This window comes from Pseudomonas sp. GW821-FHT02A08 (assembly GCF_059422045.1).
Genome location: NZ_JBWKWD010000012.1, coordinates 1 through 13,723, shown reverse-complemented (window position 1 = coordinate 13,723; position 13,723 = coordinate 1). Strand labels below are relative to the sequence as shown.

Sequence of the window (13,723 nt, the reverse complement as noted above, 5' to 3'; positions counted from 1 at the left end):
GATTGATTAAAAAGGGTAGCCTCGGCTACCCTTTTTTCTTTTCCGACTTTTACAACCTGGTCGCAGCCGCTGACCACCCAGGATTGGTAGCCAGTCATGTCTCTTGAAATCGTAATTCTCGCTGCTGGCCAAGGTACGCGCATGCGTTCCGCTTTGCCGAAAGTCTTGCACCCGATTGCCGGTAACTCCATGCTCGGCCATGTTATCCACAGCGCCCGGCAACTTGATCCACAGCGCATCCACGTCGTGATCGGTCACGGCGCCGATGCCGTGCGCGAACGCCTGGCAGCGGATGACCTGAACTTCGTCCTGCAGGATAAACAGCTGGGTACCGGTCACGCCGTTGCTCAAGCAGTGCCGTTCATTCAGGCCGACACCGTGCTGGTGCTCTACGGTGACGTGCCGTTGATTGAAATCGAAACCCTGCAGCGCCTGCTCAAGCTTGTCGTGCCAGGGCAAATGGGTCTGCTCACTGTCGAGCTGGACGACGCGACCGGTTACGGCCGAATTGTTCGCGGCACTGATGGCAAGGTCTCTGCCATCGTCGAGCACAAGGACGCCACCGAAGCTCAACGCGCCATCAACGAAGGCAACACCGGTATTCTTGCAGTCCCGGCGGATCGCCTGGCTGACTGGACCGGCCGCCTGTCAAACAACAACGTTCAGGGTGAATATTATCTGACCGACGTGATCGAAATGGCGGTCAAGGACGGTCTGGTGGTGGCCACTGAGCAACCGCACGACGCGATGGAAGTGCAGGGCGCAAACGACCGCAAGCAACTTTCCGAGCTTGAGCGTCACTTTCAATTACGTGCTGGTCGCCGCTTGATGGCCCAAGGTGTAACACTGCGCGACCCGGCGCGTTTCGATGTGCGCGGTGAAGTCACCGTAGGCCGCGATGTGCTGATCGATATCAACGTCATCCTCGAAGGCAAAGTCGTCATCGAAGACGACGTGGTGATCGGTCCGAACTGCGTAATCAAGGACAGCACCCTGCGCAAAGGCGTGGTCATCAAGGCCAACAGCCATATCGAAGGTGCCATTCTGGGTGAAGGCAGCGATGCCGGCCCGTTCGCACGTCTGCGTCCAGGCTCCGTGCTGGAAGCGCGAGCCCATGTGGGTAACTTCGTCGAGTTGAAAAACGCTCACCTGGGCGAAGGCGCCAAGGCCGGTCACCTGACTTACCTGGGCGATGCCGAAGTCGGGGCGCGCACCAACATTGGTGCTGGCACCATCACCTGCAACTACGACGGCGCCAACAAGTGGAAAACCGTGTTGGGCGAAGATGTGTTCATTGGTTCCAACAACTCGTTGGTGGCGCCTGTGGATATCCTCGCCGGTGCGACCACGGCGGCCGGTTCGACCATTACCTCGACTGTGGATAAATCCCAGCTGGCCATCGGGCGTGCTCGTCAGAAGAACATCGACGGCTGGAAGCGGCCTGAGAAAATCAAGAAGGGCTGAGTTGTCCACAGGTGAGTGATCGGCTGAAGTTATTCACAGGCTGATCTTTTGTATTCGCGGGCAAGTCGGAGCGGCGATCCGACTTGCCCGCGTTGCTTTATCCACAGCTCTTTTTATCGCTTGGCGCTTGACGAAGTTTCGCCGATAGGTTTTGATTGCTTCCGTTATCTTTCGAAACGAAACTTATAAGCTCATGTCGAAGCGCAACACACCTCAGCGTCGTCACAACATCCTCGCCTTGCTCAATGAGCAGGGCGAAGTCAGTGTGGATGAGTTGGCCAAGCGCTTCGAAACGTCGGAAGTTACGATTCGCAAGGATCTGGCGGCGCTTGAAAGCAATGGTCTGTTGCTGCGTCGTTACGGTGGAGCGATCACGATGCCTCAGGAGCTGGTCGCGGACCCGAGTCAGCCGGTTTCCAAGTACAAGCAAGCCATCGCCCGTGCCGCCGTCGCGCGGATTCGCGAGCACGCGCGGATCATTATCGACAGTGGCAGTACCACCGCCTCCATGATCCCTGAACTCGGCCAACAACCCGGCCTGGTGGTGATGACCAACTCGCTGCATGTCGCCAATGCCCTGAGCGAACTTGAGCACGAGCCGGTGCTGTTGATGACCGGTGGCACCTGGGATCCGCATTCCGAGTCCTTTCAGGGGCAGGTCGCCGAGCAGGTACTTCGCTCCTACGACTTCGACCAGCTGTTCATCGGTGCCGATGGCATCGATCTGGTTCGCGGTACAACCACCTTCAACGAACTGCTCGGGCTGAGCCGGGTCATGGCCGAAGTCGCCCGTGAAGTGGTCGTGATGGTGGAGGCTGACAAGATCGGCCGCAAGATTCCCAACCTGGAGCTGCCCTGGAGCAGTGTCCATACCCTTATTACCGATGAACGCCTGCCATCAGAGGCTCGCGATCAGATTCAGGCCCGCGGCATCACTTTGATCTGCGCGGCTGTCAGTCAGGAGAAATAGCATGTGTGGAATTGTCGGCGCAGTCGCAGAACGTAACATCACCGCCATCCTGGTCGAAGGCCTGAAGCGTCTGGAATACCGTGGGTATGACAGTGCCGGCGTGGCGGTCTACACCAACGACGAAAAACTCGAGCGTGTGCGTCGTCCGGGCAAGGTCAGTGAGCTGGAACAAGCACTGGCCGCCGAGCCACTGCTCGGGCGTCTGGGCATTGCCCACACCCGCTGGGCTACTCACGGTGCGCCGTGCGAGCGCAATGCCCACCCGCATTTCTCCGGCGACCTGGCGGTGGTGCATAACGGCATCATCGAGAACCACGAGGCCCTGCGTGAACAACTCAAGGCCCTGGGTTATGTGTTCACCTCGGACACCGACACTGAAGTCATCGCTCACCTGCTGAACCACAAACTCAAGGATCTGAGCGACCTGACCGTGGCCCTCAAGGCAACCGTCAAAGAACTGCACGGCGCTTATGGCCTGGCAGTGATCAGCATGAAGCAACCTGATCGCCTGGTCGCAGCCCGCAGCGGCAGCCCGCTGGTGATCGGCCTGGGCCTGGGGGAAAACTTCCTGGCGTCCGACCAGTTGGCCCTGCGTCAGGTCACCGATCGCTTCATGTACCTGGAAGAAGGCGATATCGCCGAAATCCGCCGCGACAGCGTGCAGATCTGGGACGTTGACGGCAAGGCCGTCGAGCGCGAAGCCGTGCAGTATCGCGACGGTGCCGAAGCCGCTGAAAAGGGCGAGTTCCGCCACTTCATGCTCAAGGAAATCCACGAGCAACCGTCCGTGGTGCAGCGCACCCTGGAAGGTCGCCTGAGCCAGAACCAGGTATTGGTACAGGCATTCGGCCCACAGGCTGCCGAGCTGTTCGCCAAAGTGCGTAACGTACAGATCGTTGCGTGCGGCACCAGCTACCACGCCGGCATGGTCGCGCGTTACTGGCTCGAAGAGCTGGCCGGCATTCCTTGCCAGGTCGAAGTCGCCAGCGAGTTCCGCTACCGCAAAGTGGTGGTGCAGCCGGACACCTTGTTCGTGAGCATTTCCCAGTCCGGCGAAACCGCCGACACCCTGGCCGCGCTGCGCAACGCCAAGGAACTGGGCTACCTCGCCAGCCTGGCGATCTGCAACGTCGGTATCAGCTCTCTGGTGCGTGAGTCCGATCTGACCCTGTTGACCCAGGCCGGTCGCGAAATCGGTGTGGCTTCGACCAAGGCCTTCACCACGCAGTTGGTTGGCCTGTTGTTGCTGACGCTTTCCCTGGGGCAGGTACGTGGCAGCTTGGCCGAAGGTGTCGAAGCAACGCTGGTCGAAGAACTGCGTCGTTTGCCGACCCGTCTGGGCGAAGCGCTGGCCATGGACAGCACCGTGGAAAAAATCTCCGAGCTGTTCGCCGAGAAACACCACACGCTGTTCCTCGGTCGTGGCGCGCAGTTCCCCGTAGCGATGGAAGGCGCACTCAAGCTCAAGGAAATCTCCTACATCCACGCCGAAGCCTACCCGGCCGGCGAGCTGAAACACGGTCCGTTGGCGCTTGTGGATAACGACATGCCAGTGGTGACAGTGGCGCCGAATAACGAGCTGCTGGAGAAGTTGAAGTCCAACCTCCAGGAAGTCCGCGCCCGTGGTGGCCAGTTAATCGTTTTCGCTGACGAGAAGGCCGGCATGACCAACGGCGAAGGCACTCACGTGGTGCACATGCCGCACATCCACGACATCCTGTCGCCGATTCTCTATACCATCCCGCTGCAACTGCTGTCGTACTACGTCGCCGTACTCAAGGGCACTGACGTTGACCAGCCGCGTAACCTGGCGAAATCGGTCACTGTGGAATAAGTTATCCACAGATGAAAAACCCCCTTCTCAGGGGGTTTTTCTGTTTCTAGGCGGTCGTCATTCGACGCTGGCGCCGCGTGTCCAGCAGATGGACCATGGCGCAGGCGTACAAGGTCACCAGGATGAACAGGCCCATGCGGATGGCGAAGGCGGTGTAGACATCTTTGCCCGCGGCACTGTCCTGCACGGATTGGCCGAGCAGAATGATCAGGGTCGCCAGGCTGTTGAGCCAGAAACTCGGTGGTTGTCGGGTCCGGGCCAGGCCATAGAGTTTTCTGGCCACCAGCAAACCGAACAGCAACATCCACAGAAAGAACATCCACAGGTTGACGAACAGGCTCAGCGCGCACCAGAAAAAAATCGCCATCAGGCCACCGAGCAGGGTCGAGCCGAGCAATTCCTGGCCGGCGGTGCGGGCGCTGGTCGCGCAGCTTTGTTGGCCGAGGCTGACGGCTTTCATGATGATCGGGAGGTAGCTGGCCGGGTCGATCATGGCCAGCAGGAAAGTTGGCAGCACCACCAGCGTGGCCCGGAGCGCGAGCCAACTGCTTTCGGTTGGGGTAAGGCTCGGGCCGGGTTTGGCCGCAGGGGCGCTGGCGGGGTCGGGAAACAGCCAATGGCTGATGGTCAGCGTGGTGACGGCCAGGAACAGGCCCTTGACCAGGGCCACGATCACCTCAAGCGCCAGGGCGAATTCAGCGGTTCCCGCCGAGCTGATCAAGGTCAGGCCCACCACCAGGAAGGTCGCCACCAGCGGGTTGCCGCCGCGCAGGCCATAACCAAAGGCCAGGAACAGACACAGTCCGACCAGCAACACGCCACTGAACGGGTAGTAACGCAGCAGGGGAATGAGCAGCAGGCCGATCCCGGTGGTCAGCATAAGGATCAGGACCAGGCCCAGGCTGGCCTTGAACGGCAACGGTCGGTTCATCGCCGCCAGCATCATCAGCGCCAGCATCGGCGCGAGGAACGGGATGGGCAGGGCCAGACCAAAGCTCGCCGCCAGGCACAGCGCCGTGCCGAAGCTCAGGCGCAGGGCGCGCTGAACCCGGGCCGGGCGCTCAATACGCATAGGACATCCAGCTCATCAGGCGCAGGAACAGGCGACCGAGAATATTCAGCGGATTACCTTCACCCGGGAACGCCATGACTTCGGCCTGCCCGCCGGCCCGGATGCCTTGCGGGCTGGTCAACTCACCGGGCTCGAACTCGATGATGACCGGAAATCGCTGGGCAGGGCGCAGCCAATCTCGACTGTTCTCCACTTTCGGCAGGCTGCCCGGCTGGGTGGTCTGGCCGACATCAACGCCATAGCCGACGCTGCGCACATGGCCTTTGAAGATTCTCCCCGGCAGGGCGTCGAGGACGATGGACACCGGCGTCCCGGGCTGGACGCTTCCCAGGTTGTTTTCGGTCATGTCGGCGCTGATCCACACGTCGTGGATTGCGATCAGGGTCATCACCGGCGCACCGGCGGCGGCGAACTGGCCGACATCCGTGCGCAAATCGGTGATCAGGCCGGCCGAGCGCGCGTGGACTTTGGTATTGCTCAAGTCCAGCTCGGCTTTTTCAAGGTTGCTGGCGGCGCTGAGCAACTGGGCGTTTTCTGATTCGTTACCGCCCTGTTGTTCCCGTGCCCGTTGCACTTCGGCCTTGGCTGCAGCGACCTGGCTGATGGACTCTTCGAGGGTGGCGCGGGAAATCTCCAGGCGTCGCAGCGAGATGGTGCCCGGGTCTTCGCGGTACAGGCGTTCCAGTCGCTGGATGTCCTGGCGGGCCTTGAGCTCGTTGGCCTGGGATGCACGCAGGGACGCTTGCTTGGAGTCGACACCGGCGGTGTTGGCGCCCACCTGGCGACGGGTCGATTCAAGGTCGGCGCGGGCGCGATCGACGGCGATCTGGTACTGCTCCGGGTTGACTTCAAACAGCAACTCGCCGGCCTTCACGTCCTGGTTGTTGCGCACATGCACCTTGGTCACCCGGCCGGATACCTCGGCGGCCACCGGCACAATGAAGGCCTGCACCCGTGCCTGTTGCGTGTAGGGCGTGTAACGGTCGGCCATCAGGTACCAGACCAGGCTCAGGATGATCAGCAGCACCACCCAATTGATCGCTTTTTTCGCAGGGTCGGCGGCGGGTGCCGGGGCTTTCTCGTCGACCGGTTGTTGGCTGTCAGTCATGGGCACTTTCCTTCGGTTCGTCGAGCAAATCGCCCCAATCGGTCCGTTCTTGCATTTGTTTGCGTGTGGCCGGGTCGACCATCGGCTGGTCGCTGTACCAGCCTCCGCCCAAGGCCTTGTACAGGGCGATCAGGCTGTTGACGGCGGTGCCACGGTTGACCAGGTAGATATCCTGTTGGGCAAACAGGGCCCGCTGGGCATCCAGTACACGTTGGAAATCCGAATAGCCCTCGCGGTATTGGGCGTTGGCCAGGGTCACCGATCGTTCTGCGGCCACCGATGCATCGCTGAGGATCTGGTCGCGCTCCAGCGCCTTGATCAAGCCGGTCGCGGCATCGTCGGCCTCGCGTGCAGCCTGGCGCACGCTGTCCTGGTAGATAACGATCAATTGCTGCAAGCGGGCATCCTGCACGCGGACGTTGTTGGTGATCCGGCCATGGTCGAAGATGTCCCAGCGCAGACTGGGGCCGGCCACCAGGTCGAGGGTATTGGACGCACCATTGAGCGAGCTGGCGGACCAGACGATGCTGCCCAGCAGACTGATGGAGGGGTAGAGGTCGGTCTCGGCCACGCCGATCAATGCCGACTGCGCCGCCACTTGCAGCTCGGCAGCGCGAACATCGGGGCGCCGCACCAACAGGTTGGCAGGCACATCCTGCAAGACCGCGGTATCGAGCAGAGGCACCACCCCGGTGTAGCGATCAAGATCAGGGATCGTGCCGGGAGGCTGGCCGATCAGGGTGGACAACGCATTGCGCAAGCTCGCCACCTGGCTTTCGAAATCAGGGATGGTACTGAGGGTGCCCAGGTACTGGGTTTTGGCTTGTTGCAGATCGAGTTCGGCTTCGGCCCCGCTGTTGAACAGGCGCTCGGTGATCTCGTAGCTGCGTTTTTGCAATTTGGCGTTGCTGCGGGCAATGGCCAGGCGCGCCTCGGCGGTGCGCAAGGCGAAGTAGTTTTGCGCCAGCTGCGCGTGCAACAGCACCAAGGCATTTTCATAGTTGGCCTGGGCGGCAAACCAGGAGGCGTCGGCCGACTCGATGGCACGGCTGAAACGCCCCCAGAAATCCAGCTCCCAGCCGATATCGAAGCCGACGCTGTGTTGCCAGAAATTCGTGTCCTGGGGGTTAGTACCGCCCGACTGTCGACGGTTCAGGTACAGGCTGTCGGCACTGGCCTGCTGCAATTGCGGGTAGCGTCCACTCAGGGCGATACCCAATTGTGCCCGGGACTCCATGACTCGCAGGCCAGCGACGTGCAGGTCGGGGTTGTGGGCATCGGCTTCGGCCATCAAATGGTCCAGCACCGGGTCGTTGAACACGCGCCACCATTGGCGGCTGTCAGGTTGTGCGTGTTGTTGGCCGGCGATTTCCAGGGCCGGGGTGTTCCAGTGGTCGACCCAGGGCTGGGCCGGCGACTGGAAATCCGGGCCCAGCTGCACACAGCCCCCCAGAACGACGGTGCCACAGAGCAGAAGCCGGCTGATGCGAGCAGGGCGTGGCATCAAGCGCAAACTCCTCAAACAGGACGCTGGTCGTTCATTGCCTCTATCTTCGGTGTCTCGTTCACAGCCTCGATCTCGGGTGTCTCGTTCATTGCCTCGACAGTCGGTTGGTCCTGGACCCACTGCCAGAACAGTTGGTAGCCCACCGCCAGTGCAACCGGGCCGATGAACAAGCCGATGAAGCCGCCGCTAACCATGCCGCCCAGAGCGCCAATCAGAATCACCGGCATGGGCACATCGACGCCACGACCCAGCATCAATGGCTTGAGGACGTTGTCGGCCATCCCGGCAATCAGGCTGTAGATGCCAAACACGACGGTGCCCAGGGTGGTGCCGTCGGTGGCGAAAACATAAGCGATCACCGGAAGGGTCACCAGCAGCACCGGCAATTGCATGATCCCCATCAGCAGCGCAACCATCGCCAGCAAGCCGGCACCGGGGACACCCATGAGCACGAAGCCCACGCCAACCAGCAACATCTGAATGAACGCGATGCCCACCACGCCTTGGGCGACTGCGCGGATGGTTGCCGTGCAGAGCTCGGTAATGCGCGGGCCACGCTCCGGTCCGGAAAGGCGCGAGGTGATGGCCAGGGCGCTTCTTTCGCCGTTTTCGCCATAGGCCATGAACACGCCGGCAATGATCAGGGCGCCGATGAACAACAGAAAACCCACACCAACGTCAGCCATTTTGCCCAACAAGGTCAGGCCGATTGACTTGATATAGGGCATCAGCTTCATGAACACGCTGCTCATGTTGGTGGCGGCCTGCATCCAGTAGTCATAGAGCGGCTGGCCAATAAGCGGCAGGGACGCGATTTTTTCGCTGGGTAGCGGAATCTGCAGCGAATCGGACTTGAGGATAGCCAGGGTGCCCTGGATCGACTCACTGATCGAGGTGCCCAGCAGGTAGATCGGCACCATCAGCAAGGCCAGGGCGACTACCACGATCAGGGTGGCGGCACGACCATCCTTACTGACCACCTTGCGCTTGATCAGCGCATGCAGGGGATACAGCGTGATCGCCAGAATCAGTGCCCAGAGCATGAGGTTGAGGAAGGGGTGGAAGATCTGGAAGCAGAACAGTACCAGCACCGTAATGAGCCCGGCGCGTATCAGTACATCGAGCAAACCACCGGACAGTGCTCTAGCGGAAATGTTAGTGCGCAACATTTTCGAACTCCTTGCGGTGTCACCAGGTTAGCCAGCCAGTTGAAGTTCACTCTTCCCTACCCGTGAATCTTGAACGCAGGATCGATGGTCCGTCGTCCAGGCGTTAACAACTAACGCCTTCTTTCAGGTAGGGAAAATTCAACGAGGTACCTACTAAAACTCAATAGGTAACAGGGTGGCTTGTAGTATAGGAGCAGTCGAATATTCCGCCTGATGACGCTGGCTGGAATTCTGCCGCTGTGGATAGTGTCCGCTGACGAACCCATGCCGGAAGCAAGTGGGGAGTGGAGCCGAAGGCATTTGTTCCCGGTCTGGCATTAGCCGCTTCAGCGGGCGGGGCCGGATCATTGCGAACAGTCGCATCCGTCGCAAGAAAATAACCCTCATTAATTATCAATAATCCCCGGTCCGCTCTTTGAGGTGTGTGCCACGCTTCGTTTTTACGGTGGAGGCGCTAGAGTGCAGTAGCCCGTTGATTTAGTTGATGGTCGGGTGCCCAACTATGTTGTTGAGCGCCTGTGCTTAACATCCCGGCCTTCGGTTGCGATTTATCTATTTGAAATGAGGACATGCCCATGGACCGCTTCCAGGAAATGCAGGTCTTCGCTGCCGTCGCCCAGGAACAGGGTTTTTCGGCGGCGGCGCGGCGTTTGGGTCTGTCGGCGGCCAGTGTCACCCGAGCGGTAGCGGCGCTGGAGCAGCGTATTGGCACACAACTGCTCACGCGTACGACGCGCAGCGTGTATTTGAGTGAGGCCGGTCAGCGATATCTGGAGGACTGTCGGAGAATTCTCGCCGAGGTGCAGGAAGCCGAGGACTCGGCAGCGGGCAGCCATATCCATCCTCGTGGGCAACTGACCATCACCGCACCGGTCTTGTTTGGCGAGCTGTTTGTCACGCCGCTGATGGTGAGCTACCTGACGCAGTTCCCCGAGGTCTGCATCAACGCGCTGCTGGTGGACCGGGTGGTGAGCGTGGTCGAGGAGGGTGTTGAGGTGGCCGTCCGCATCGGCGAACTCCCCGACAGCAATCAGCATGCGATCCGCGTGGGCGAGGTGCGGCGGGTGATCTGCGCCTCGCCACAGTTTCTGGCCAGCCATGGTCGGCCCAGGCATCCACAGGAACTGGCTCAGGCGCCGATCATTGCGACATCGGCCATTGGCCAACTCAGGAGTTGGCCATTCATTGAAGGCGGCGAAACCCTGAGTGTGCGGGCTGAACCGCGACTGGTGGTGACAGCGAATCAGGCGGCCATCACGGCAGCCAGTCTGGGGTTGGGGTTCACGCGGGTGCTGTCTTATCAAGTGGCGAGCAAGGTGGCCGCCGGTGAGCTGGAGATTGTTCTGGCCGACTTCGAACTGCCGCCATTGCCCATCCACGTGCTCTATCAGGGCGGGCGTAAAGCCCCGGCCCGGGTGCGCAGTTTTGTGGATTTCGCGGTCAAGACCCTGCGCGAGCACCCGGCGCTTGAGCGTTGAGTTATTTCACCCAGTGAAATAATGGATTGCGTTTGCTGGTGATTCTGTTGATTTGCTTGTGAGTGGAAGATACGACCCACCGGCGCTGGCCTTCCTGAACAGCACCACTGACCCGAGGTGTCGACCATGCAAGCGATCAAACTCTACAACTTCCCACGTTCCGGCCATGCTCATCGTGTCGAGTTGATGCTGTCCCTGCTGCAATTGCCGACCGAATTGATCTTCGTTGATCTCGCCAAGGGCGAACACAAGCAACCGGCGTTCCTGGCGCTCAATGCATTCGGTCAGGTGCCGGTGATTGATGACCAGGGCGTAGTGCTGGCCGATTCCAATGCGATTCTGGTTTATCTGGCGCAAAAGTACGGCAATGGTCGCTGGCTGCCGACGGATCCGGTGGGGGCCGCCAAGGTCCAGCGCTGGTTATCGGTGGCTGCCGGTCCGATTGCCTTCGGCCCTGCCCGGGCTAGATTGATCACCGTGTTTGGCGCGCCTTATAACGCTGAAGAAGTGATTGCCTACGCCCACACCGTGCTCAAAGTGATCGATCACGAACTGGCCAATACACCGTATCTGGTTGGTACTGAGCCGACGGTTGCCGACGTCGCCGCCTACAGCTACATCGCCCACGCGCCCGAGGGCAATGTGTCGCTGGAGGAGTACGCCAATATTCGCGCCTGGCTGGCCCGCATCGAAGCCTTGCCGGGTTTTGTCGGCATGCCGCGCACCGTCGCCGGCCTGCAAAAAACTGCCTGATGCTGGCGGCCCGGCGTTGCCGGGCCGCCCCGATTTGCGCCAGCGGCGCAAGGGAGAAGCCATATGGACCGTTCACCCTGGCATGCCGGCGAGAAACAATTGCAGGCGCATGTAGGCGTTGCCGAACGAATGGAAATGTTCGGTCGTAAGGTGATTCGTAGCGAGATGCCGGACCAGCACCGCACGTTTTATCAGCAATTGCCGTTCATGCTGTACGGAGCGGTGGATGCCGACGGTCATCCCTGGGCCAGTATCCTTGAAGGCCAGCCCGGTTTCGCACACTCGCCAGAACCTGGCCTGCTGCAATTTCGCAGCCTGCCGACCTTTGATGATCCCGCGCAGTTGAGTGACGGCTCGGCCATCGGCCTGTTGGGCATCGAGTTGCACACCCGCCGTCGCAACCGCATCAACGGGCATGTCCGCGCCATGACCACGGGCGGTTTCGCGGTGACGGTGGATCAGTCCTTCGGCAATTGCCCGCAGTACATTCAGTTGCGCCAGTTTCACTCGGTGCCGCTGGCCGACCCCTCGACGCGTGTCGCCCAGCATTTCAGCGGGCTGGATGATGCGGCCAGAGCCATGATTGCCGGGGCGGACACATTCTTCGTTGCCAGTTATGTGGAGGTCGATGGCGAGCGCTCGGTGGATGTTTCTCACCGTGGCGGTCAGAGCGGTTTCGTACATGTGGAAGGGAATAGCCTGACCATTCCGGATTTCGCCGGCAACCTGCATTTCAATACCTTGGGCAACCTGTTGCTCAATCCCCGGGCCGGATTGTTGTTCATCGATTTCAATACCGGTGATTTGCTGCAGCTCAGCGGGCGTACTGAAATCCTTCTGGAAGGTCCTCAGGTCGAGGCGTTCCAGGGGGCCGAGCGCCTGTGGACAATCGATGTCGAGCAAGTCGTACGCCGCCCCGCCGCACTGGCGTTGCGCTGGCGTTTCGACGGTGTTTCACCCACCAGTTTGCTCACCGGTACATGGGCGCAGGCCGAGGCACGTCTGCAGGCCAAGGCTTTGGGCGATCAATGGCGGCCGTTGCGGGTGACGCGCATTGAAGCGCAAAGCCACAGCATTCGCTCGATTTACCTGGAGCCCGCCGACGGAGCCGGGTTGCCACTGTTTCAGGCCGGGCAGCATTTGCCCTTGCGCTTCAATATTGACGGTGATGTACACATCCGCACGTACAGTTTATCGAGCGCTCCGTCCGATGATTTTTTCCGCATCAGCGTGAAGCGTGACGGGCGGGTGTCTACGCATTTGCATGAGCAGATTCGTGTTGGCGATGTATTGGAGGCGCGGGCGCCACAAGGGCATTTCACCGTAGCGCCCCATGAGCGTCGGCCTTTGGTGTTGCTGGCGGCCGGGGTCGGCATCACGCCGCTGTTATCGATGCTGCGGGAAGTGGTTTATCAGGGATTGCGCACCCGCCGTATACGGCCGACATGGTTCATCCAGAGTTCGCGCACGCTGGCCGACCAGCCGTTTCGCCGGGAACTGGATCGCTTGCTCGTGGATGCCGGTGACGCGGTGCGGGTGGTGCGCCTACTCAGTCAGCCCGAAGCCGAGGCGATACAAGGAGAGGACTTCGACCTCAGTGGACGGATCGACGTCGCGCTGCTCAAGGATCTGCTGACAGTCGAGGACTACGATCAGCTGGATTTTGTCGTCTGTGGTCCCGGGAATTTTACTCAGTCGCTGTACGAAGGCTTGCGCGAACTGGACATTCGCGATTCGCGGATTCATGCCGAAACCTTCGGCCCGTCCACCTTGCGTCGGCGACCGGACCCCGATGCGGTGGTGATCGTGCAACCGCCAGCCGCCACCACGTCCGTGCCCGTGGTGTTCCAGCGTTCGGCCAAGGAGGCGCGCTGGCAGCCGGAGGGCGGCAGCTTGCTGGAGTTGGCGGAAAGCCGTGGCCTGCGTCCGGAATTCAGTTGTCGCGGTGGTTCCTGCGGCACCTGCAGCACACGCCTGATCAGCGGTCAGGTGCATTACCCACTGCCGCCAGCCGAGGTGCCGGATGACGGACAGGTACTGATTTGCTGTGCGATTCCGGCGCAGGGGGCGCAGCCGTTGGTGCTCGATATCTGAAGGAATATTACCGACGAACATTGCCCGTCGGTCGATGGCTGGGTAGGGTAGTGAGTAGAACGAAAAAGGGCCGCAAAGGCTAATGCCGATCAGTTAGGCGAACCCAGACGCTGCGCCTTCCTTGTAGCAGCTGGCGTAGCCTGCGTCCGGCTGCGCAGCAGTCGTAAAATCAGAGTTCGCGGTACGTCAGAGAGATCGTGCAAGCCGGATTTACGACTGCTGCGCAGTCGGACGCAGCCTTCGGCAGCTGCTACAGATTGCGTTGTGGCTTAAC

At 60.7% G+C, this 13,723-nt stretch carries 10 protein-coding genes; 6 read left to right on the top strand and 4 right to left on the bottom strand.

Translation table 11 applies throughout. The features are described from left to right. The first annotated feature begins 96 nt into the window (after positions 1–96). From glmU to glmS, 3 genes are all read left to right on the top strand, one after another. Entirely contained in the window at positions 97–1,464 is a 1,368-nt protein-coding gene (gene glmU / locus AC07W4_RS11055; protein WP_495032443.1) for a bifunctional UDP-N-acetylglucosamine diphosphorylase/glucosamine-1-phosphate N-acetyltransferase GlmU, read from the top strand. A 193-nt stretch (positions 1,465–1,657) separates the two neighbouring features. Beyond that, positions 1,658–2,434: a DeoR/GlpR family DNA-binding transcription regulator gene (locus AC07W4_RS11050; RefSeq protein ID WP_495032442.1), complete on the top strand. Its 777-nt coding sequence runs from the start codon at positions 1,658–1,660 to the stop codon at positions 2,432–2,434. Position 2,435: 1 nt separating this feature from the next. Continuing rightward, entirely contained in the window at positions 2,436–4,268 is a 1,833-nt protein-coding gene (glmS, locus tag AC07W4_RS11045) for a glutamine--fructose-6-phosphate transaminase (isomerizing) (RefSeq protein ID WP_008045665.1), read from the top strand. 46 nt (positions 4,269–4,314) lie between these two features. Here glmS and AC07W4_RS11040 read toward each other — a convergent pair whose 3' ends face one another. Genes AC07W4_RS11040 through AC07W4_RS11025 form a run of 4 tightly spaced genes read right to left on the bottom strand, consistent with a single transcriptional unit; the run spans position 4,315 to position 9,124 of the window. Next, entirely contained in the window at positions 4,315–5,340 is a 1,026-nt protein-coding gene (locus tag AC07W4_RS11040; RefSeq protein WP_495032441.1) for a DUF2955 domain-containing protein, read from the bottom strand. Then, complete coding sequence (locus tag AC07W4_RS11035) at positions 5,330–6,448, bottom strand: HlyD family secretion protein (RefSeq protein ID WP_495032440.1); 1,119 nt, start codon at positions 6,446–6,448, stop codon at positions 5,330–5,332. Before AC07W4_RS11035 ends, AC07W4_RS11040 begins: the two co-directional genes overlap by 11 nt. After that, positions 6,441–7,952, bottom strand: a complete 1,512-nt coding sequence (locus AC07W4_RS11030; protein WP_495032439.1) for an efflux transporter outer membrane subunit — start codon at positions 7,950–7,952, stop codon at positions 6,441–6,443. Before AC07W4_RS11030 ends, AC07W4_RS11035 begins: the two co-directional genes overlap by 8 nt. A 14-nt stretch (positions 7,953–7,966) precedes the next feature. After that, positions 7,967–9,124: an AI-2E family transporter gene (locus AC07W4_RS11025; RefSeq protein WP_495032438.1), complete on the bottom strand. Its 1,158-nt coding sequence runs from the start codon at positions 9,122–9,124 to the stop codon at positions 7,967–7,969. Between the two features lie 575 nt (positions 9,125–9,699). Here AC07W4_RS11025 and AC07W4_RS11020 point away from each other — a divergent pair. The 3 genes from AC07W4_RS11020 to AC07W4_RS11010 all read left to right on the top strand — a co-directional run bounded on the left by AC07W4_RS11020 (position 9,700) and on the right by AC07W4_RS11010 (position 13,449). Next, positions 9,700–10,602 (top strand): LysR family transcriptional regulator, encoded by a 903-nt coding sequence (locus AC07W4_RS11020; protein ID WP_495032437.1) that lies wholly within the window; start codon positions 9,700–9,702, stop codon positions 10,600–10,602. A 126-nt stretch (positions 10,603–10,728) separates the two neighbouring features. Continuing rightward, positions 10,729–11,355 (top strand): glutathione S-transferase family protein, encoded by a 627-nt coding sequence (locus AC07W4_RS11015; protein WP_495032436.1) that lies wholly within the window; start codon positions 10,729–10,731, stop codon positions 11,353–11,355. Between the two features lie 63 nt (positions 11,356–11,418). Next, on the top strand, positions 11,419–13,449 hold the full coding sequence (locus tag AC07W4_RS11010) for a 2Fe-2S iron-sulfur cluster-binding protein (RefSeq protein ID WP_495032435.1): 2,031 nt from the start codon (positions 11,419–11,421) through the stop codon (positions 13,447–13,449). The last annotated feature ends 274 nt before the right edge of the window (positions 13,450–13,723 follow it).